17 protein-coding genes are annotated in these 21592 nt (G+C 49.2%); 10 read left to right on the top strand and 7 right to left on the bottom strand.

Features of this window, described 5'->3' with window-relative positions:
- Positions 1 to 180 precede the first annotated feature (180 nt).
- The 7 genes from NT073_RS00440 to NT073_RS00410 all read left to right on the top strand — a co-directional run bounded on the left by NT073_RS00440 (position 181) and on the right by NT073_RS00410 (position 8247).
- A complete protein-coding gene (locus NT073_RS00440) occupies positions 181 to 1467 on the top strand; it encodes a carboxypeptidase-like regulatory domain-containing protein (RefSeq protein ID WP_297367048.1) in 1287 nt (428 codons plus the stop codon).
- Positions 1468 to 1517: 50 nt separating this feature from the next.
- Positions 1518 to 1865, top strand: a complete 348-nt coding sequence (locus NT073_RS00435) for a hypothetical protein (protein ID WP_297367046.1) — start codon at positions 1518 to 1520, stop codon at positions 1863 to 1865.
- 779 nt (positions 1866 to 2644) lie between these two features.
- Complete coding sequence (locus NT073_RS00430) at positions 2645 to 5107, top strand: PAS domain S-box protein (protein WP_297367043.1); 2463 nt, start codon at positions 2645 to 2647, stop codon at positions 5105 to 5107.
- 291 nt (positions 5108 to 5398) lie between these two features.
- Entirely contained in the window at positions 5399 to 6427 is a 1029-nt protein-coding gene (locus tag NT073_RS00425) for a PAS domain S-box protein (protein WP_297367040.1), read from the top strand.
- Complete coding sequence (locus NT073_RS00420; RefSeq protein ID WP_297367037.1) at positions 6388 to 6597, top strand: hypothetical protein; 210 nt, start codon at positions 6388 to 6390, stop codon at positions 6595 to 6597. The genes NT073_RS00425 and NT073_RS00420 overlap by 40 nt, the downstream gene beginning before the upstream one ends.
- 18 nt (positions 6598 to 6615) lie before the next feature.
- On the top strand, positions 6616 to 7509 hold the full coding sequence (locus NT073_RS00415; RefSeq protein ID WP_297367081.1) for a PAS domain-containing protein: 894 nt from the start codon (positions 6616 to 6618) through the stop codon (positions 7507 to 7509).
- 36 nt (positions 7510 to 7545) lie between these two features.
- A complete protein-coding gene (locus NT073_RS00410; RefSeq protein WP_297367078.1) occupies positions 7546 to 8247 on the top strand; it encodes an ATP-binding protein in 702 nt (233 codons plus the stop codon).
- An 889-nt stretch (positions 8248 to 9136) separates the two neighbouring features.
- On the opposite strand, the gene NT073_RS00405 is transcribed toward NT073_RS00410, so the two are convergent.
- Complete coding sequence (locus NT073_RS00405; protein ID WP_297367033.1) at positions 9137 to 10951, bottom strand: ATP-binding protein; 1815 nt, start codon at positions 10949 to 10951, stop codon at positions 9137 to 9139.
- A gap of 439 nt (positions 10952 to 11390) precedes the next feature.
- Between NT073_RS00405 and NT073_RS00400 the strand changes: the two genes are divergently transcribed.
- From NT073_RS00400 to NT073_RS00390, 3 genes are all read left to right on the top strand, one after another.
- Positions 11391 to 13001: a DNA mismatch repair protein MutS gene (locus NT073_RS00400; protein ID WP_297367030.1), complete on the top strand. Its 1611-nt coding sequence runs from the start codon at positions 11391 to 11393 to the stop codon at positions 12999 to 13001.
- 81 nt (positions 13002 to 13082) lie between these two features.
- Positions 13083 to 13901 (top strand): hypothetical protein, encoded by an 819-nt coding sequence (locus NT073_RS00395; RefSeq protein WP_297367027.1) that lies wholly within the window; start codon positions 13083 to 13085, stop codon positions 13899 to 13901.
- 30 nt (positions 13902 to 13931) lie between these two features.
- Positions 13932 to 14354, top strand: coding sequence for an amidohydrolase family protein (locus NT073_RS00390; RefSeq protein WP_297367024.1), 423 nt, complete (start codon positions 13932 to 13934; stop codon positions 14352 to 14354).
- 452 nt (positions 14355 to 14806) lie between these two features.
- On the opposite strand, the gene NT073_RS00385 is transcribed toward NT073_RS00390, so the two are convergent.
- The 6 genes from NT073_RS00385 to NT073_RS00360 all read right to left on the bottom strand — a co-directional run bounded on the left by NT073_RS00385 (position 14807) and on the right by NT073_RS00360 (position 21483).
- Positions 14807 to 15535, bottom strand: a complete 729-nt coding sequence (locus tag NT073_RS00385; protein ID WP_297367019.1) for a response regulator transcription factor — start codon at positions 15533 to 15535, stop codon at positions 14807 to 14809.
- Positions 15535 to 16944 (bottom strand): sensor histidine kinase, encoded by a 1410-nt coding sequence (locus NT073_RS00380; RefSeq protein ID WP_297367016.1) that lies wholly within the window; start codon positions 16942 to 16944, stop codon positions 15535 to 15537. Before NT073_RS00380 ends, NT073_RS00385 begins: the two co-directional genes overlap by 1 nt.
- Positions 16945 to 17018: 74 nt before the next feature.
- On the bottom strand, positions 17019 to 18089 hold the full coding sequence (locus NT073_RS00375) for a GNAT family N-acetyltransferase (protein ID WP_297367013.1): 1071 nt from the start codon (positions 18087 to 18089) through the stop codon (positions 17019 to 17021).
- 563 nt (positions 18090 to 18652) lie between these two features.
- Positions 18653 to 19867: a tyrosine-type recombinase/integrase gene (locus NT073_RS00370; RefSeq protein ID WP_297367010.1), complete on the bottom strand. Its 1215-nt coding sequence runs from the start codon at positions 19865 to 19867 to the stop codon at positions 18653 to 18655.
- 125 nt (positions 19868 to 19992) lie between these two features.
- Complete coding sequence (locus NT073_RS00365) at positions 19993 to 20484, bottom strand: lipocalin family protein (protein WP_297367007.1); 492 nt, start codon at positions 20482 to 20484, stop codon at positions 19993 to 19995.
- Positions 20485 to 20511: 27 nt separating this feature from the next.
- The gene (locus NT073_RS00360) at positions 20512 to 21483 is read right to left on the bottom strand and encodes a replication initiation protein (protein ID WP_297367005.1); all 972 of its coding nucleotides are present in this window, start codon (positions 21481 to 21483) and stop codon (positions 20512 to 20514) included.
- Between the last annotated feature and the right edge of the window lie 109 nt (positions 21484 to 21592).

Genomic DNA, 21592 nt, shown 5'->3' with positions numbered 1-21592 from the left:
TCACTTAAACGTTTCTCTAAAGGGTTACATATTGATGCGTACTATAAAAGCTCTTTCGTCTCAGAGGGGAGCAATTTATGAGACTCAATGGTTCGTCCATAAGTAGGCAGCCATGTCAAGTCCAGGGTATAATTACAGGACAAAGTTCTTTATCCGAGCGGGTATTCTAATCAACTAATTATGCGTTACGCGCTCTTCATCAGCTGGATAGCTATCGCCTGCCTGCTAGGATCGACCCGACTGACTCAGGCACAAACGACCGCCACACTGACCGGCTCCGTAACGGAGGCTGCCACAGGAAAACCCTTGCCTTTTGCCAGTGTCTACGTCAATGGATCAACGCGCGGGGCCGTCACCGATGAAAAGGGCTATTATACATTGGCGGGTGTGCCCTTAGGTACGGTCGAAATAGCCGCTTCGTTTGTCGGCTATCAGCCAGCTACCCAGACCATCCGATTCGATAATACCATACCCCAGAAGGCGAATTTTAGTCTCAAACCGAGCGAACAAACCCTCGATGCTGTGACTGTTCGAGGCAATCCCAAGCAATGGGAGCGGCACATGCGGCAGTTTAAAAAGCAACTCTTTGGCGAACCCTTTGGCAGCCAGTGCGTGCTGGTTAACAGTGAAGTGCTCAACTTTAAAGAAGATAAAGAGCATCTGTATGCAACAGCTAATGAACCATTAGTTATTGACAATCAGGCGCTGGGCTACCGAATAATCTATGCACTACAACATTTCGATGCGGCTGCGTCAGGCGATGTGTACTCGGCGGGAACGGCTCGTTTCGAAGAACTAAAACCGGAGAACGAACGGCAGGTCAGCCGGTTTCAGCGGAACCGACTGATGGCTTACAAAGGGTCGATCCGGCACTTGATGGCGAGTTTAATCAATAATACGTTCGAGCAGTCCGGCTTTATGGTCTATCAGGAAGATGTTACCAAGATGATATCCCTGGAGAGTCGAACCCTTACGTTGGCCGCTGCCAGTAATGACCTCAAACGGCTGATTCCCATTAAAACGTCAACGGCCATTCTACCCGGTCGATTAGCGACCGAACGCCGCCTCGTTTCGCCCATGAAACTGATTGTATTCTATACGAATGCGACCTCGAATTTCTCCCCTTATCCCGATGCTCGGTATGCCTATACCGAGATGAGGCTCCCTCGTGGTCAGCTGCAAATGACAGTCGATGGGGTGATTACGATGCCGGAAGGGATGGAAGCGAAAGGCTCGATGGGTAATGACCGACTTTCGACGATGTTGCCCGCCGATTGGAAACCCGAAGGGACTGAGAAAGAGGCACTTGCCAACAGCCAGACAATTACCCATGGAAAACTCCTAGCCTCCGACGCCCGTCTGGAACGGATTACAGCCACTTTTAAAGAACGATTCAAGTTGTTGGCTCCCACCCTGTTTGGGCACATCGATAAATCCTTCTACGCCACCGGCGAAATGTTCAGCTAGGCCGACTCTTTCTTGATAAACAAGGCCATTTTGATCTGGAAGCAGAATCAATGGATAGCAAGTCTCGCAATCCAAATGTGTTCTATGAAGTGCTTGCTCAGCAGTTTGATCAGTACCAGACGGTATTTGCTCAAAGTAAAGAGTATCAGATTCTGGCGGCTCTATTAGCCTCTTTCAATCGAAGCGTTGGGTCATCGACGGGCTTGACTGGTTTGGACGTGCTCACCCGGAATAACCTGATTAGTCGTACAAAGAAGTATTGTACGACTTTGTATGGTTGTCAGACCAGTACGTTGAATAGTGAGACACTACAAGTCAATGAGGCTGGTTTTCCCCTTCGCCCAGTTGCTCCGGTAGGGGTTATGGGTCGGTTTACTTATACAATTACTTACCAGTAGCGGCGCCTACCTGACTACTGTTGGGATAGCTGATTTTAAGAGGAGTGCCAGGCAGAGGCTTTACCGATATAGGCGTTGTTCATACAGGGTTAGAGTTACTTTTGGCTCAGGCAGTCATAAACAATTCGTAAAAGCGATAGCCGTTGCATATTAGTTTGCAACGGCTATCGCTTTATTTATTTCATAAATCGCTCGTACACAAGACTACTGAGACTACAGGCGTCTGCTTTCTGATTGGATCGTTTTGTAAGAAGATCAGGTTTTCCTACCCGTCCAGCGTAATTGGAGGCATATGGTCCGTTCGCCCTCTTCATAAGGCAGCTAACTTTCTCTAAAATTGTATAGATTATATTTAGATATTATAGATGTTTATGATGTATTTTACCTCCAGGTAAGTACACTGGCAAAAGTCAGATTATATGTATACTTTTTTATGCAAAGAGAGAATGAATCGGTTGAACCAGGGGATGACAAGCCAGCTTACACTTATTTCTTTTAGGAAGTGCTCAGCCGCGCTCAACAACGCCCGGCTAGTCACGGACAGCCTCGGGGAAGAGCGCTACTTGTCTGGTTAACGACCAACCCTCCAGCCACCCTTGCGAAATGATTGCTTCCCGACGATCCGGCATCACCCGGTCATGAAATTCTACATACTGATGGTGGTAGTCGCTCCTAATTCAGTCAAATGACTGGCGTTAAACCCAGTTAATAAAAGGGGCCGTATCGGCTGCCCGCAGGTTATAGCCAGACCTGCGGGGCCAGTCGAGCCTCGCGATTTTATGATCGATCATTCAGACGAAGCGGCCCGCATCTCGGCCCTGCGCCAGTACCAGATAGCAACCATTTTACCCGACGAAGCCATTGATCGCGTTACCCGATTGGCTTCTCTTTTCTGTGAAACACCGGTCTCGCTGGTGGTGGATGGGAACCACCGGTGGTACTCCGCCAATACCGGTATGCCGGGCTTCGAGACACCCAGACTGGTGGAATTTTGTCAGTATGTCGTGGCAAACGGGGCTTCCCTGGAAGTACCCGATACCACACTGGATGTGCGCTTTCAATACCACGCCCTGGTCACGACGGCCCCGGCCATTCGCTTTTATGCAGGCTTTCCCCTGATCAACCCCGAGGGCGTCGTGCTGGGTACGCTCTGCGTCATGGATCAGAAACCCCGCCAGTTAAGTCCTCTCCAGCACAACGCCCTCCAGGACCTCAGCCAAACGGTCATGGACCTGATTGACCTGATTGACCTGATTGCCCAACGACGACTCCCGCCGCAATGGCAATCGGTTGACCAACTCACTACGCTGGACAATGACCTGATGGTCGTCGCCAGCCGGAACGGCTACTTCAGGACGGTTAACCCGGCTTTTGAGCGCCTGCTGGGCTGGACGACCGACGAACTGCGTCAAGCCGAATGGTATAGCTGGATCCACCCCGAAGACCGGGACGGCACCCGGCAACTGGTGGAGGCCTTACGGAAGGATTCGGTGGAGCTAACGAACCGGTTCCGCGGTAGCGACGGCACCTACCGGCTCCTGCACTGGGTGATAAGCCCTAAGCCGGGCACCGATACCTGGTTTGCCCTCATCGGAGAAGTGACTCCTCAAATTCAACGGGAAAAAGCTCACCGACAAGACCGTCAGTTGTTGGCGCAAACCACCCTGGAACCGGGGCGGGTAGCTGAGCGCCCAGGGAAGCTTCAGCAGCTCCTGGCCCTGCAACGGGCTATCTTTACCCACGGCGGACTGGCCATTATCGTTACGGACCCCACCGGACTGATTCAGCGGGTCAACCCGGCGGTAGAAAATTGGACAGGGTATCGTCAGGATGAGCTCGTGGGGCAGAGCCGTCACCGGTTGCTGGATCCGATGGACCAGCAGCCGATGGCGGCGCAACTCGGGACGGCCCTAGGCGAGGCTTCCCTAACCGACTTCGAGTGGATGCGGCACTACCTGCAAGGGCACCGGGTGTTACAGGGCAAAACCGCCCTGCTTTCGAAGGCCGGCCAGCAGCGCCCCGTTTTGGCTACCATCACGGGGCTTTACGCTGCTGATCAAACCCTATTGGGGTATGTGGACCTAGCGGTCGATATCTCCTCGTTGAAGGAGGTTGAAAGTGCGCTGCGGGCCAGTGAAGAACGGTTCCAGGAAATAGCTGACTACGTCGGGGAAATCTTCTGGGTTCGGGATGTGCAAAGCCAGCGGTTCATATATGTCAACCCGGCTTACGAGACGATGAGCGGGCTTAGCCGCGCCGATCTGTATACTGACCCACGGGACTTTCTACGGTTTGTGGTGGCCGAAGACCACCCCCGGTTACTGGCCGCTCTCCAGGATCCCCAGCCGGACACTCAGCTGCAGTTTCGGGTTCACCACCGGAATGGGCAGGTGCACTGGTTGCAGGCCCGCATGGTGGAGGTTCTTGACGAGTCAGGCACCTTGATTCGCCGGATTGGGGTGGCCAGGGACATCACGGCGGCCAGGGAGAACGAGCAGCTCCTGGAGGAGCTGTTGCAAAAAGAACGGCGCTTGACCGACCATCAGGCTCACTTCATTACCACGGCTTCCCACATGTTCCGTACCCCGCTAACGGCCATGAGTACCAGCATTCAGTTAGCCCAACTGTATCTGGATCGGCTCCCGGATTCGGGTGTCCGGGCGTGCATCGATAAGCACCTGAAGACAATTACCCGTAATATCGATGCACTGGAGGGGCTACTCCGGGATACGTTATCCCTTGAGTCAGTACAACCCGACAAATTGCTAATCAGTATGACCGCCGTCGATTTAGTAGGTCTGAGCGAGTCATTGATCGAGGTTCACGCAGCGTCTGCTGCTCGCCAGGCGCATAGGGTGGACCTACACGTAATAGGACGGCCGGTGCCGGTAGCCGGGGATGAGCGCCTGTTAACGCTGGTGGTATGCCATTTGCTGCGAAACGCCTACACGTATTCGGACGGCTCGCCCCGCTTGCAGCTCAGCTACGGAGTGAGCGCTGTGGTCGTTGCGGTTAGTGATGAGGGGATTGGGATCCCCTTGGAGGAGCAGCCCTACATTTTCGATCGTTTTTATCGAGCCCGGAACGCGGGTGATTTTCAAGGGCTGGGGCTGGGACTGGCTATTTGTCAGGAACAGCTCAGGGTGTTGGGAAGTGAGCTATGGGTAGAAAGTACCGAAGGGGTGGGCACCACCTTGAGTTTTCAGCTCGGCTATGCCGAAAACCAAGCGGGGTCTACTTAAACGCCTATTTTTCTTTTTCCGGAAGTCAGCCAGCGCGTTAAGGCTTATTTGGAGCCAGGAGGCTTGGAGACGTAAGTCACCTTTTGTAGGTAACAGATTCAGGCGGGTTGGACAATTTTAGCCGTTGACACGAGCACAATCCGCTCTCAACGGAGTGAGGGCCAGTAAGCAGATAGAAAAGAAGCGTATTATGAGACGTATAGTTTAACATCTGTCCAACGCGATCACTAACCAACGCAAACCAAATTTATAGTTTTATTTACCTTGCCATATAACATCCAGTAACCAGGTATGACCGGTGATCAACGGCCCGCTAACTCAACTAGGCCACTCAACGAATCGCTCGATATTGACTTAGCCCTGCAGGCAGCGGGTCTCGGCGTTTGGGAAATGAATCCGATCACCAAGCAAGTACGCTGGGATGAGCGGTGCCGTCAGCTTTTTGGCATCCACAGCCATCCGGTTGTCTTCCAGGATACACTGGCTTTTATCCACCCCGAGGATGTCGATCGGGTCAATCTAGCGGTGCAATGGGCTCTGAATCCGGCGTCCGATGGAAACTATCAACTAACCTACCGCACCCTAGGGGAGGATGGCCGCGTCCGCTGGATTCAGTCAACGGGGCGACGGTACCTGGATCAGACGGGCCAGCCCATTCGCTTTGCGGGCGTTGCCCAGGAGGTAACTGAGCAGGCAGAGACCCGGCAACGGGAAGCCGCGGTTCATCAACTGGCCCAGCGCCAGCAGCGGATCTATGAAGCCATTACGGCCAGTACGCCCGATTTGATGTATGTCTTCGACTTTACCTATCGCTTCACCTACGCCAACCAGGCACTCTTGGCCATGTGGGGCAAAACCTGGGAGGAATCCATCGGGAAAACCTTACTGGAAAACGGATATGAGCCCTGGCACGCCCGGATGCACGAGCAAGAAATCGACCGGGTGGTGGTCACCAAACAACCGATCCGGGGCGAGGTATCCTTCCCGCACGCGACGCTGGGTAGCCGTATCTATGACTACGTATTTGCGCCGGTACTCAACGACCAGGGTGAAGTGGAGGCCGTAGCCGGTACCACCCGGGACATCACCGACCTTAAGCGGGCCCAGGAAATCAAAGAAGAAGCGCAACGTCAGTTGCTAGCCTTGTTTGAGCAGTCGCCGGTGGGCTTAGCTACCTACAGTGCGGATGAGGCCTTGGTGATTCAGTGGGCGAATGCATTTTTCGGGGAATTGGTCGCCCGCCCCCCCAGGCTATTACCGGCAAACCCTTGCTGGAAGCCTTGCCTGAACTCAAAGGGCAGGGGTTTGATCAACTCCTGAAGAACGTCATTGCCACGGGCATCCCCTTTAATGCCCCTGAGGTAGCCGTCGAAATCCGCCGCGATGACCACCTGAGCACCATCTATGTCGATCTGACCTACCAGCCCCAAAAAGGGGCTCAGGGAGAAGTGAGCGGCATTCTGGTGGTGGCCACGGATGTGACCCAATAGGTACTCACTCGGAAAAAGATTGAAGAAAGCGAAAGTAAGCTACGCGCTATTCTGGCCACGGCGCCAGCGGGTATCGCGCTGTTTGTGGGACGGGATCTGGTGATTGACAACCCCAATCAGACCTTCATCGATATTGTGGGCAAAGGAGAAGCCATTGTAGGGCTGCCGCTACGGGAGGCCATGCCCGAACTGATCAGTGAAGGGCAACCCTTTCTTCAGATTCTGGACGATGTCTTTACCACGGGTGAACCCTTCGTATCGCCCGGTTCCCTGGTTAAGATTGTCCAGAACGGCGTACTTCAGGAGAAGTATTATAACATGTCCTATTCTCCGATACGGAATGGAGCTGGCGAGATCTATGCCATACTGGATGTCGCCATCGATGTGACCCCCCAAGTCAACACCCAGCAGGCCCTGGCTCAAAGCGAGACACACCTGGAACTCTTACGGGACATGGTGCCCGCCATGATTTTTTATCTCGATGCGCAGCAGCGGTATCAGTCCTACAATAAAGTATTCCGGGACTGGTTTGGGGTGTCGGGCGGGGAAGCCCTTGGCAAAACGGTTCGGGAGTTTCTGGGCGAGGCCGCTTACCGGCAAACCGAATCTCACCTGGACAGGGCCTATGCCGGTCAGCCTGAGCAGTATGAGCTGCTGGCCCCCTCTCGCATGCAGGAAAACCGCTGGCTGAGTATCGTCTATACACCCCATACGGATGAGGCCGGTCAAGTAATTGGCATCATTGTGCTGGCGACGGATATTACCGCGACCAAACAGGTTGAACAGCAGCTACGCCTGAGCGAAGAACGTTACCGGCTGTTATCAGCCGACTTAGAGCAACTGGTCCAGCAGCGAACCCAAGAGCTGGCAACGGCGAATGAAGAGCTGGCCGCCAGTAATGAAGAGCTGTAAGAAGCCAATAGCCAGTTAGTTCGTTCCAATGAGAATCTGCAAACCTTTGCCTACGTGGCGTCCCACGATTTGCAGGAGCCCCTGCGCAAGATCCGGCAGTTCGGGGACTTACTCAAGGCCCGTCAGTGCTCCTTCGCAGGAGACGAAGTAGTCAACATTGAGCGGATGCAGTTAGCCGCCAGTCGTATGTCGACGTTAATTCGGGACTTATTAAACTTTTCCCGGATTTCCACCCAGCGTGATCGTGATGAGCCCGTACCCCTCAATGGCATTGTGGATCAAGTACTGACGATCTTTGAGCTGGTCACTGCCGAAACCAAAGCGGACATCCAGGTAAAGCCCTTACCGACCGTACTGGGGGATGCCTCCCAACTCGTTCAGTTGTTCCAGAATCTGGTGAGCAATGCGCTCAAATTTCACCGACCATCGGTGGCTCCCCTCATCCATATACAGGCTCAATCCATACCCGCCCATGAGCTGCCCCCGGGCGTTAAGCCTGCCCGATTGGTTAAGACCTACTATCGGATTGATGTGGCTGATACTGGGGTGGGCTTTAATGAAAAATATCTGGACCGCATCTTTCAGGTTTTCCAGCGGCTGCATGGCAAGCATGAGTTTGCCGGAACCGGTATTGGCTTAGCCATTAGTGAGCGGGTTGTCACTAACCACGGTGGCGCCATCACCGCCCGCAGTCAACCTGGACAGGGTTCCACCTTCAGCGTATACCTTCCTGCTTAGCACGCTTTGGGTTTCCCGTTGCTATGCATGCGCTATACAGTAAATAGCTCCAATGGATACGTATGTTTGACACAACCTTGACTGACTTTTCGCCGTTTCTCCAAACGCCCTATTTTATGAACAGATTCCTTTTTCACGTCTTGTGCTGAAGTTAATTAAGAGAAAGGTGCATAAACAGCTCAACATTATTTTCATAGACCCCATTGTATCACTCGGCACGTGCCGAGTGATACAATGGGGTCTATATTTGCCCAACGCGTCAACATTGGCTATAAGGAGCATCATCGTTCAGGCCATCGTGACCAATATGCCTGAAATAGGTTTTACCGCCAACTCAATGTAACCCTTCTTACTAGGGTTGCTTGATCCTGTCGGGGGTGGGCAAAAGGGCGGTTTTGATCTTGACGATCTATGGCTGTATAACGAATATGTGGACAGATGCCAGTTTCGGCGCAGTACGCTTCTGGGCTGCGGGCGAACTAGGGGTCAAGTGGCTAATTCAGAAAAGGGCAGCCGGTATGAAACCGACCATTAGCTAGAAGTAAACAGCTTGGTTAAGCACAGGAAACAGCTAACAAGTAATCCATTTTTGAGTTAACTTCTAGTCTAACCAATGTCAACTTATGAAGAATCTATCGATAACCATTCTCGTTGCCGGGACTGTATTGGGCCTGCTTTTGTTTTTTACTGTCAATCAAGCCGATAAAAACCTGAGAAAATCGCTCAACGCTGGATAGTTCTCGGCAAGTGAGACAATTCGTCACTTCGCTGAAGCGAAGTGAAACGTAACATCAATAGAACCTTTAAAGAGAATAGATTTTTGGCCAGAGAGTGCTTCTTAAAATATCTCCCAACCAAACGACACAGGAACCCGGACGTTCGCATGATGCTATACAGGCAGATAAATGGTAAAGGTGGCTCCCTGACCGGGTTGGCTGCGAGCTGTAATGGCGCCCCCATGATTGGTGACGACTTTCTCACAGATGGCCAGCCCTATCCCCGTTCCCCCATATTCACGCTTGCCATGCAGCCGCTGGAAAACCTGAAAGATGCGGTCGAGGTACTTCTCCTCGAATCCAATGCCGTTATCGACTACATCGATCCGGTGATAAGCGATGCTGCTCCGGCCTACTCGGATGCCTTCGGGCAGGTGATCACTCGACACCCAGCCAGCCTGAACGGCAATCCGTGGGATGACCCCAGGCTGACGAAACTTAAGCGCATTGGCCAGTAGGTTCTGAAAAAGTTGCTCCAGTTGCGAGCCATCCCCCGGCACGGTTGGCAAGGTATCGATCGTCAACTGAGCCCCCGTTTCCTGCAGCGTCAGCTCCAGGGTAGACAAGACCTGCCCGACCACCTCCGCCAGGGAGACCAACCGGTTGGGTTCTCGCCGAGTGGAAAGGCGTGAGAAGTCCAACAGGTCTTTGATGAGGGTCGACATGCGCTGAGCCGCCGATTGCATCCGTTCGACATAAGCCCGCTCGTTGCCCACCGAATCGGCATAGTGAGTCATCAACAGATCCCCGAACTGACGAATCTTGCGCAGGGGCTCCTGCAAGTCGTGAGAAGCTACGTAGGCAAACTGCTGAAGATTTTCGTTGGAGCGCTTAAGCAGCAAGTTGGCTTCTTTCAGCTCATCATTGATGCTGGCGTACTCCTGGTTGCTGGCGTCCAGCCCTTCATTGGCGGTGGCTAGCTCTTGGGTTCGTTGTTCGACCAACTGCTCCAGGTCAGCCGTCAGCCTTCGATAGCGATCCTGACTGTCGGCCAGCGCCCGCTGAGCCAGCAACTGCTGGGTGATTTCCAAACTAAAGTCAACGATACTCACCGTGCCGTCGGGCTCCTCAACCGGCTCAAAACTGGCATAGAAGTAAGCGGTTTCGTCTTGGTCGTTGCGTCGTAAGGTGATGGGAATTTGCGACGCTTCAAAGCGTTTGCGGGTCTGGCGAACCCGATCGAAGATCTCTTTGAGTCCTTGTTGAGCCAATTCGGGCAGCGCTTCCAGGAGAGGCTTTCCCTGAATCTGGTCAAGGGTTCGTCCCGCCATCTGAGCAATGCGGTCATTGGCCCATTCGAACACATGGTCGTCCCCCCGCAGCAGCCCCAGACCAATCGGGGCATGATTGAATATCGTCTCCAGACGAGCCTGACTGGTCTTTAAGGCTTCGTTTTCGAGTTGAAACCGCTCTTCACTTTCCTGCAAGATGCGCGTTTTCTGGCGTAATTCTAACAGTCGCATCACTTGCCGGGAAAGAATTTGCAGGTTGGCTAGTTGATCGCCCGTTAGTTGGCGGGTTTGCTCATCAAGCACGCAGAGCGACCCCAGGGCAAACCCCTGGGCATCGAGCAGGGGTACCCCCGCGTAAAACACAATATGGGGATCACCCTTCACCAGCGGGTTATCGGCAAAACGTTGATCGGTGCGGGCATCGGCTACGATCAGGGGCTGATAGGGAGTAAGAATAGCGTGCGCGCAAAAGGAGTGCTCCCGAGGGGTTTGGCGGAGGGAGAGTCCTCGGTTGGACTTAAACCACTGGCGCGCTTCATCCACCAGGCTAATGAGAGCAATGGGGGTCTGGCAGATTTGGGCTGCCAGTTGGGTGATGTCGTCATAATCAGCTTCGGGCAACGAGTCCAGGATGTCGTAGCTGGTTAAGGCAAGCAGTCGGTTGGTCTCCTCAGGTGATAAAGGAGGTTCATGCATCGATTCGCGGGTCATTAAACATACCCTATCATTACTCAAAAGATGGCAAATTGTTTCCCCTTTCAGCTAGGCAAGCAGGGCATTAACTAGCTGACTCGGGTTGCTAAGAGCTTGTTATCAGCATCAGTGGCTGACGAACTTAGCCTCAACTTGAGGAGGGTATTTTGAGATTGAGTGAATTGATCATTTTCTTTGGCATCACTTAAAATCATCACATTATGTAGCTATTTTCATTATAGTCGGGCCTGGTTGGCTGCGGCAGGGCGTCCCCCTTTTCCACCAGTGAACATTTATAAACCGCTCCTATCCTCACGGCCTGACCAGTTGGTCTACCTCATGTTTTCCGATTTGGCTTTCACGGGTAAGGGCGAAACGACCAGCGAGAGTAAACCAACCCTTGTAATTTCTTTGGTGTTCTTCGGTAAGTAGCCAACCAAAGATGACTCACTCGAAACAAGGATCGGTCGATTCCGTCAACACTAACGCCCAGTCACTCAAACAAGAGCCTTTTGATTGGCTAAAGATTGAACGCTTCTTTCGTTTGACTGACCTTACGGGTGCGTATCAGGTTATTTCGGATCGAACCTTTCAGGATCTGGATTTAGACGAGGTGTTCATGTTTATTGACCGCACCCGTTCCAGGATTGGTCAACAGTTTCTCTATTATACCCTGCGAACGATTCCCAACCACCCAATTACGGCTCAACAACTCGAAAAAACCATTGCCCATATTCGGGAAGATGTCACCCTAAAAGAAACGATTGAACGGGAACTAGCCCCCTTAAATTCAACCAATAGCTATTCCATTGCCTCGCTGTTTTTACGGGAGCCTATCCAAAAGCCTGGTTGGTTCTGGGCTATTAAGAGCTTATCGGTAGTGAGTCTGTTAATCGGGCTGGTAGGCATCGCCTTTCACCAGGCTTGGCTTTTACTACTACCTCTTCTGACCATTAATTACCTCATTCACTACTGGAATAAAAATAACCTATATGCCTACGCCGGTTCGATTCCGCAATTAACCCGAATGAACCAGGCAGCTAAGGTAATCCATCAACATCAACGGATGAGGGAAGTCATGCCCGAGGTTGGCCAAGCCATTAAGGCGATTGATCAGCTCGGTCCCCAAACCTCATTTTTTAAAATAGAGGCCAAACTGCAAAGTGAAATTGGTCTGATCGCCGATTACTTCCTGGAACTCCTCAAAGCTTTATTCTTGCTTGAACCCCTCATCTTCTATCAGGTACTTCAACAAATTGCTTTAAAGCGAGCCCAAATCCAGTCGGTTTATCAATACGTCGGCTTGATCGATGTGGCCCTCTCACTTCATGATCTTCGGCAAGAACTTCCTTATTACTGCCAACCGACGTTGACCCCCGATCTAAAACAGCTCACCTTTCAAGACGCTTATCATCCCCTTATTGACCAGGCCGTCGCCAATTCAATTCATCTGGCAGGCCAATCGGCCTTGCTAACCGGATCGAATATGTCTGGCAAAACTACATTCGTTCGTACGGTGGGGATCAATGCGCTACTCGCCCAGACCCTCAATACGTGTTTTGCCCGGTACTGGCAGATGCCTCTACTTAACATTCATTCGGCCATCCGAATCAGCGATGATTTGCTGAGCGCTAAAAGTTATTATTTTGAAGAAGTACTTACGCTCAAAACGTTACTCGAAGCGAGCCAAAGCGCGGGCCATCATCTCTTCTTATTGGATGAACTGTTTAAAGGCACCAATACAGTCGAGCGAATTGCCGCTAGTAAAGCGGTGCTGAGCTACTTAAATCAGCCCACTACGTTTGTGTTTGTAGCGACGCATGATCTTGAATTAGCTCAGTTATTAACGGGGGCTTTCGAACTGTATCATTTTACGGAGGTGGTCCAGCGTGATACGATTCTGTTCGACTATAAGCTCAAACCAGGCATTTTAACCGGTACCAATGCGATTCGCATCCTGGAATTGAATCAATACCCCCTGGCGGTCACCCAGGAAGCCACTCGATTGGCTCAGCACTTCTACCAGATCAAGACGAAGCCCGATGTGAACTGAAGGGCCGTTGAACGGACACTCACCGGCTAACCAGTGCCGGTCATTGAACCAAGCGCATACGACGCTTCATTGGCTCGATCTATGAAAAAAATCATTATTACCGTCACCCTACTAGTTGGCTTGACAGCCAGCTATTTTCTGCTGCTGAGGCCCCATAGTTCATTGCCTGAGCACCTATTATCTAAGCTGCCAGCTAAGTATGGTCGAATCGCGGCTTCAAAAAGCTCCTCGTATTTAATTACCGATGTGTCCGTGATTCCCATGAGCAGGGACACCATTTTAGCGCACCAGAATGTGCTCATCAAGCGGGGACATATCCACCAGATCACTCCCTTGTTAGATCGAATCGATACATCCACTCATCCGGTTCGGATCAACGGGCAAGGCCAATATCTCATTCCTGGCCTAAATGATATGCACGTATATATCAACGACGAAAATAATCTATTACTTTTTGTGGCTAACGGCGTCACTACGGTCCGCAATATGGCGGGTGCCCCTTTTGATCTGATCCTTCGACAACAAAGTAGGGATGGGCAAATCCTAAGCCCTACGCTTTACACGGCGAGTCCTATTCTGGAAGGATCTGATAATGTCTGGAAATTCAGTGTGGTACTAAAAAACAAACAGGAGGCCCGCCAAGCCGTTCTGACCTATAAACAAGCTGGTTATGATTTTATAAAAGTCTATCATACGCTACCAGCGGATGTATACAGAGAAATTTTACGGGTGAGCGATTCGCTGGCGGTTCCGGTCGTGGGTCACATTCCCTTCCAGTTGGACCTACCACAAACATTAGCCTTATCTCAATACTCCCTGGAACATGTTGATCTGAGGCCTATTTCGCCCCAGATCCCCCTTTTTAAAAAATTAGCGATGGTTGGTCAATCCAAAAAATAGCTCTGTCCGACCTTGCTGGTGTATAAAAGCATGCAAAAGCATCCCAATGATCCCTCGATACCAATGGCCTATGAAGAGTATGTATACCCGCAGACCCGTATCTTTTGGCAACAACGACTTCATTATTATAGCTTAGACCATTACCGCTTGCAAAAAGATATGGCCAAGCTCATCTTTAAAAGCGGAGGTCGCTTTCTAACAGGAACCGATTGCTTAAATACGTATGTGCTGGCGGGTTTTAGTCTGCACGAAGAGCTTCAGGAACTCGTCAATGCCGGTCTGCCACCCTATGAGGTGCTGAAAGCGAGTACCGTGAACGCAGCCGAATGTCTAAAGCGCCAGGATGAGGTAGGTACCATTGAACCGGGAAAAATAGCTGACCTGGTCCTCTTAGGGGGTAATCCTGTAGCCGATATTACCAACACGAAGCGCATTCGGGGTGTCATGGTATAAGGGAAGTGGTTCGCGGCTGAGGAATTACATTACATGTTGGAAGATGTAAAGAAGATTTATAAGAAGTAGATACACATGCTACGGATAGAAGTTGACAATTATTAAAACACGCTGTTTCATTAAACGCCCCACTTTGGAAGCAGATCATGATACCTTGTCGTCTCTGAAGGTTGCTTATTCAAGAATAATTACTCGTCTCAAGGATGAGCGTTTTCGAGAGACACTCAACTTTTATTTCTGTTCAATTTATCCGCCGCACCCAAAAACTAAACAAAATTAAACCTTCGATGAATGAACGGTTGTCCGTGACCAATCGTCAAAATCAGACGATGATTTCTAAGCCTGAAATCGTTGACCAAAAGCCTTATTTTTCCTTGATTATTATTGCAAAAAACATTATTAGCGGAAATTATGCCCAATTAATAAGGGGGTTGAGAGGTTATTTCGATTTCTTATCTCTTTATCACCTTATTTTCAATCGAGGTGATAAACTCTTTTCGGTACGTGTCGCCAATCGGTATTTCCTGGAGCTTTCCTTGTCTACGAATACTGATCGTTTCTCTGTTAATCACCTCTGCTTTGCTGATGGGAATAATGAATGATTTGTGAACTCGGATAAACTGATTTTTAGGAAGGCGGGCTTCAATGTCACTTATTGGCAAAGCGCTGTAATACCGGTTTGTTTCGGTACAGAACCAGATACCATTCCGCTCGCTCTCAACCCAGCATAAATCATTAAAATCAACCCGCTGGAAATTTCCGTCAACCCGTACAAACGTATATTTGTCTGTTGCTTTTGTATCGCCTTTTGTCTGAATACTCAGCATCTGTTTCACTCGGTGAATGGCCATTGTGAACCGTTCGAACCGAATAGGCTTTTCAAGGAAATCGACGGCATTATACTCGTAACTCGGAGACGCGTACTTAGGATATGCTGTGGTAAATATATAGTTCTGGGAGTCACCCAGTATTCGGATTACATCCAGGCCATCGAGCGCAAAATTGGGCATTTCCATATCCAGGAAAATGACATCCACTTTTTCATGCTCCAGATATAGAAGGGCTTCGTTTGGATTGGTGAAATAAGCCTTTAAGATTAATGTAGGCACTTTTTCAATGTATTTGCGTAACTGATTCACACAAATTTCCTCATCATCGAGGATTAAACACGTTAAAGCCATTAGCTATAAATAGTTAGGTTACAGGAGAAGGTGTCTTCCGTCTCATTGATCTCGAATGTATAGTTCTCATACGCACGCTCAAGCCGACGACGCGTATTTGTGAGACCGATATGATTACTCTCGATCCGCTTCTTCTTATTTTTTAAGTTAGTTGTAAAAAACGCTATTCGATCCTCATTTGCCTGGATATCAATAACCAGGGGATAGCTCGGATCAGTCATATTGCCATGCTTAAAGGCGTTCTCTAACAGGCCAATAAACAGAAAAGGAAGAATATTCAGTTGCTCAATATCACCTGTAACATCAAATTTTATACAGAGTGAATAGCGAACCTGGTGCAGGCTGATAAACTGCTTCATATAATCAATTTCCTCAAAAAGCCGGGCTGTGTTAAAATCCTCCCGCATGCTATACCGCATGATGGCTGACAGTTTGATAATAGATTCAGCCAGTTCAGGGTCCACCTCCTGTGACCGGATATAAAAATAATTTAAGGTATTATAGAGGAAGTGTGGATTTACTTGTGCTTTCAGCGCCTTTAATTCAGCGCTAAGCGTTTCCTGCTGTTGCAACAGACGTCGTTCTTCGGCCTCTTTAGTGGCTTCGATGGCGCCTTTTATATCATCTGTTACTTCAGGAATTACCTTGAAAAGGTCAAGAGCAATGCCCGCAAAAAAATAGGCTGTAGCTGTGGCAACCACGATAAAAATAAACCAGGTGTTGAAATAGCGCGATGCCTGTGGTGGATTAAGACGGTTCGCCTTTAAAACGGCTTGCCGATCTAACGCCCACGCCTGTTGCCTGGTTAAGGCCTTCTCATAACGCGTCGACTCGGCTGGGGTCAGATAGTTGAACTGATACGAATAACTCAATTGCCCAAACGTCACATAAGCCAAAATTACAATGACAACGCCCGACCAAATCAGCATGACGGTTCGACCCAGTAGCATGGCTGCCAAAACAATAAGCGAATGAGCCAGGGCAAAATCGGTCAACAGCGAATCCGTAGAGGGGTTGCCAACACCGGTCATATTGGCTAAACTCATGAACATGACCGACACAACACTTATCCAGCGTAAAACCTTCTCAGCTTGAGAGCCGCGCTTAAGTTTTGAGGTGTCTATCCGTTTACCAAAAAAAGTGATCTGATTTCCCGTCAACGAGACGAAGGCATAAACTCCCGAAATCAAGTTGGCAAACCAAACAAACCCATAAACGAACCAAAGTCGGTTGTCAGGAACATAGAAGCCGGTGGCCATTTTTTCGCCGACCAGAAAGACAGGTGTCAATGTCAGGTAGGTGATGTTAATCACATATAGTAATCGACGCTGTACATTAGAAAAGGGCTGGGATAGCTGTTGTTGGGAGCGTTCAAGTAACTGTTTTAACTGCGTTTCGGCTTGATTCATTGGACAGCGGCCAGCCGCTATTATTTAGTTGGAGGAGGTAATGGGTAATGAGTGCTTGGCGAAATCGGCGTGGTTTATGAATAGTCAAAACTAGAAACGTAAGCTGGCGATCTGCCTAAGTCAATGCTTGAAGGCAGGTCAACGGCTTTAACCATAACATGCGTTGTAACCCCTGGCTGAAACTGGCTGAGACGGCCCATCTGTCGGCTGTTCAGTTGGTTAATCAGTGGATCTTTTTCGTCAATCTGCCACATAGCGGTATGGACATTGAAATGGGACAATACACTTTCCAGCAAAATGGGTAACAGATCTGTTCGTCCGTCCTCAAAAAAAACACCTTCCAGAGCCACAAACGACTGCCTCGACGGGTTGAAGAACCGCCGGAGGCCTGGCACAAAGGGGGCTATATACCGGATAAATGGCCCCAGCTTACCAGGGATATGGATCAGTTTCCACACGATTGGATTGGCCTGAATCCCAGCCACGATGCGGCCATTTTCTTTTAGGGTAAAGTAGTGGTTTCGGTAATTAATGTTCAAAAAATTTCTGAAACCGTAGGTTGCATATTGCCTTCGGATTGCATTCAGAATGCTGTCGGCATCCGCCACTGAAACCACGTTAAAACGCTCATCGATATGGGGGGAGAATCGCCTGAACATGAATGTTTTAAGTCGAGCCACCGACGCAAAATTTTCCCGAAGCGAAGCCGCTATGGAGCGAGTATTCTTACTTTCGATGTATGAGTAAAATAGGAGAGGACCTGAAACGTTTTGGCTGATGTAATTAACCGCAGTCGTTTTAAGTAGTTGTCCGTATCCGTTGCCTTGAGCATCGTCACGCACGGCCAGGTAACGACCGTAATAGCTATTGACCGTGGCACACGGGAAATCAATTGGCCGCTGGTCCAGGCAATATAATCCTATTAACTCTGTCTGGTCGTAAAGATGAAAGAAATTAGGCTGGTGGAGTTGCTTTAGCTTAATTTCCTGACCCAGTTGACGGTAGCGAATACCTTCGGTGCCGTAGGTCGTCTGTTGAAGTAGCGCAGCAGCCTGTGGGTCAGCGTTAGTTGATACACACAGGGATAAAGAGTCACGTTGGAACAGGATATTCTGTCCTAAGAATGCAAAATGATCTGACTTCACAATGAATTACTCGATTGAACAATTAGATATACAAAACAAGTAGAGTAATTGATTCGTTTCGCAGTGGTCCTTTTGTCAACCGGGGAATAGGTAATACGGGTTTGTCCTGACAAATACCCTGTTTGTCCTCAAATCCGGCCGGATTAGCCCGGTAGCCGATAAATAAATTTATTTGTTTGTAAACTTGTGATGCAATTGTAGCAAATGTGCCGTATAAGAATGTTGAAAATCGAGCTACCCTTGCTGTGAAAAGTATGTTATCTGGATCAACCTATTTATTTAGAGTAGACTCTTTGCATCAATTATCGTGTGATCTGGCCGAGCCCAATTTTGTGCCGACCATTGCGCAGAAACTAATTTTTGAGCAGGCACTGCGACTTTTAGATCTGGAGTTAAGTTTTCAGGCTGCTGAACATCCTGATGTCAGCGAAACACTAAACCACTGGTTAGACCTACCAGGGTAGTTACGCTACCGTCCTCTTTAGTTAAACCTCGATATTGGGCAACTGTGAAGGGAACGATGTAGGGTACAACGTTATCATTTTTCTGTCTTGATTATCAGATCAATCGGGCATCTGCTGGAAATACGTTTTTCGGGTCTTTTTCTTGGTATAAAACTGGGTAGTTTCCATTGTTTCATGGCGCAGATGCTGCTGCACATGTTCTAAACTAACACCTTCTTCTAGTAAGAGTTGGCCTACCGTATGCCGTAAACTGTGGGCAGACATACCTGTTCGTTTCAGGCCATGTTTTTTCAATTGCTTATCGACTATATATCGTATTTGATACGTCTTTAGATTATCAAATAGATACTCCCCACGTTGGCCGTAGGGAAGGGGCCACCGGCCTGTTTCTTCCAGATAAGTTTGTATAACCGTACGACATCCGGCGAAAAATTTAATGGCTTTTTTTGTGCTTTTCCCTTTTCCCAGCACCAGTAACTGATGCTTTTCGAAGTCTAAATCACCCAACTTTAGCCGGGTTACTTCAACGGTTCGTAACCCCTCCAGTCCCAATAAAACAAGCACAGATCTATCCCGTGCCGTCTCAATATCTCCTAAGACCTGTTGCCGTTCCTGGGATTCCAAACTGTCTTTATAAAAGGTTCGCTCGATAGCCAATCCCCTTACGTCTCCAATGTCTCGCAATGCATTGAGTTGATCTTCGACCAACTTGATATCCTCGCGTTTTCGGATACACCAGGCTGCTAACTGCTTAATGGCCGACAGATATAGGTTTATGGTAAACGCAGAGTATTGGTTATCTTTCAGCTGCTGCACAAAATCAGAAACTGTCAATCCACTGAATGAGGCCGGTTGACCCTGCGCAAGCTGCTGATCAACATAAATGAAGAAGGCATTTAGTGCTTTGGTGTAGGTTTCCTTGGAGCGGTCACCCCGCAAATTTTTTGCTTCGCGAATAAATCGCAAGATCAGTTCATTAGCGGCTGGCGGTATTTTAGTGGTCTTTGGGTCGGCTACGACCGCTGGACTACCAATGGTCTGATAGAATAGTAAAAATTTACGGATCGGCGATACCCGGTTAGGGGGTAACTCTGTGGTAAATCGGGTAAAGCTTAATCCATCTATTCCAAAACCTTGCTTAAGACAAAACGCTACATAAGCCCTGGCATGTCGGGGATAATTGCTTGCTTTGGGCAGGTCGGCCGCAAAATAACGAATCAGTTGACTAACGGTATATCGGGTGATTGTCTTGCCGAGGGTCTGGTTGCTTCTCTGGTTTTGGGAATGCTGTAGCGAGATGGATGTATCAGCCATAAAGAGAGAATCTACTTGGAACTTAAAATTGGTGAAATCTTGGTTATTCACCAAATCTCGCAAACTATAATTTATAAGACGGTGAAATAGACTGATTTTGTTCGAGTGTCTTGTGACTACCCAACTTACCGCTTTAACAACTTGATCGTATACAAATGAGTTTTTCCGTCAAAGGGGGAGTTGTACTCCGTTCGTTGCCACACCATAGTCTGAGGACTTTGTTCCGTCACGGTGTAGGACAGCGCATCGTAATTACCCTCTACGCGTAGTTGCCGACCGGTTGTACGCCAGTTCGCTGAGGTAAACCCGAAAAGGCTGTTTAACCTGTTCTGGCAATCGGCTGAGGTTGTAAGCTGTAAGGCGCCGTCAGCTGCAAATTTATACCGAGTCGGCCCGACACAATCTTTGCCAATGTTTTGCTGATATAGCTGGAGAACATCTGTGGTTGTCCCATAGGTAGGAGAGGTAACCGCAGGATCAGCCGTAATTGTGGTAATCTGCCAGCTACCGACTATCTGTGCAGAGTCGATTGCTGGCCCGGCATTCTCTTTTGAACAACCGGCTATTAGAAGCAAACACATCAGCGTGCTGGCTCTTGGTAGTGTCAATCGTATCATAATCGTTGAGTGCTAAATTCACTTAACTCACTTGGTAGCCGAAGCTTTCGGTTTTTTAAATAAGATGCCGGCGATGTACCTGGTTGGATTCGTCTTTACATCAATGAACCCCTTCTGGATCAACACGTCGAGCCGAATAAATTCTTGTAGCAGATTCTCATTACTAATGATTTCACGTATCTGGGCACTGGTAAATCGGTAATGTTGTAACAGAACTTGGGACGCTTTACTCTGAAGTTCTTCAGTCGGTTGAGCATACACCATGTCCATTTCCTCATTGAAGGCATCAAACGCTTTGTTGTCTTTACGAGACTGCCTCTTTATCGTAAAGATCAGCGTGGTGATAAAGCGGCCTTCTCTCTTTTCGGTAACAAAAACTTCGATATCCGTCTTCTGGTTGATTTCTTCCATCGCCCGAGCCAGTACGGTCTGCTTGAAGTTGGACCAGCGAACGTACTGTTGGGCGTCAAGAATTTCTTTTAGATCTGTAACGCTAACCCGCCAAATACCCGTGTCCAGGAACTTACAGAGCCTGGTATATAGATTCTGAGCATACTGGCTATTGAGAGACAAAGCCGCCTGAAGCTGGAGCTTAGTATACCCCTTACTCAGATCGATCATATAAGGCACTAAGTGCTTATTAACCTCGACCGTTAGTACACCCCTGCTGTAGCGAGCCATCGGGAAAACGACTACTGAAGTAAACTCATGCTGCGCGGGAGAATCAAGGTACAGCTGCCGGGATGTAAGTCGCTGGGCAACCCGCTTGTAAGTCGAGTAATTTACCTCAGAAGACGAATTAGGCAGCTGTAAATCAGTGATGGGAATCTTGAATGCCGGAAATTCACTTGGTAGGGTTTCCACCTCAGCGGGTCTCAAGATCTGGAGCTGCTTAATGTGTCTGAGTATCAGCCAATACACTCGTCTTTCTAGTAAATCGAAATTATTTCGAGACAATAATAGCCGGAGCGGCTCTTGAATATGGACGAGTTCTCCCATGTTATTCCTTGGTAAGTCTAGCTCAAAAATATGAATAATCACTACCAAAGCAATATGTAAAGCACCTATCTTGCTTTACGGTACCGCGTAAACCTACTTTTATATTGCT

The sequence above is a fragment of the Spirosoma sp. genome (genome assembly GCF_026391055.1).
GTDB lineage: Bacteria > Bacteroidota > Bacteroidia > Cytophagales > Spirosomataceae > Spirosoma.
Note: the sequence above shows the minus strand (reverse complement) of the source record. Positions and strands in the feature narration are given on the sequence as shown.

Coding starts and splice junctions, on each gene's coding strand:
- NT073_RS00440 (WP_297367048.1), top strand. CDS start 181: ATGCGTTACGCGCTCTTCATCAGCTGGATAGCTATCGCCTGCCTGCTA.
- NT073_RS00435 (WP_297367046.1), top strand. CDS start 1,518: ATGGATAGCAAGTCTCGCAATCCAAATGTGTTCTATGAAGTGCTTGCT.
- NT073_RS00430 (WP_297367043.1), top strand. CDS start 2,645: ATGATCGATCATTCAGACGAAGCGGCCCGCATCTCGGCCCTGCGCCAG.
- NT073_RS00425 (WP_297367040.1), top strand. CDS start 5,399: ATGACCGGTGATCAACGGCCCGCTAACTCAACTAGGCCACTCAACGAA.
- NT073_RS00405 (WP_297367033.1), bottom strand. CDS start 10,951: ATGCATGAACCTCCTTTATCACCTGAGGAGACCAACCGACTGCTTGCC.
- NT073_RS00400 (WP_297367030.1), top strand. CDS start 11,391: ATGACTCACTCGAAACAAGGATCGGTCGATTCCGTCAACACTAACGCC.
- NT073_RS00395 (WP_297367027.1), top strand. CDS start 13,083: ATGAAAAAAATCATTATTACCGTCACCCTACTAGTTGGCTTGACAGCC.
- NT073_RS00390 (WP_297367024.1), top strand. CDS start 13,932: ATGCAAAAGCATCCCAATGATCCCTCGATACCAATGGCCTATGAAGAG.
- NT073_RS00385 (WP_297367019.1), bottom strand. CDS start 15,535: ATGGCTTTAACGTGTTTAATCCTCGATGATGAGGAAATTTGTGTGAAT.
- NT073_RS00380 (WP_297367016.1), bottom strand. CDS start 16,944: ATGAATCAAGCCGAAACGCAGTTAAAACAGTTACTTGAACGCTCCCAA.
- NT073_RS00370 (WP_297367010.1), bottom strand. CDS start 19,867: ATGGCTGATACATCCATCTCGCTACAGCATTCCCAAAACCAGAGAAGC.
- NT073_RS00365 (WP_297367007.1), bottom strand. CDS start 20,484: ATGATACGATTGACACTACCAAGAGCCAGCACGCTGATGTGTTTGCTT.
- NT073_RS00360 (WP_297367005.1), bottom strand. CDS start 21,483: ATGGGAGAACTCGTCCATATTCAAGAGCCGCTCCGGCTATTATTGTCT.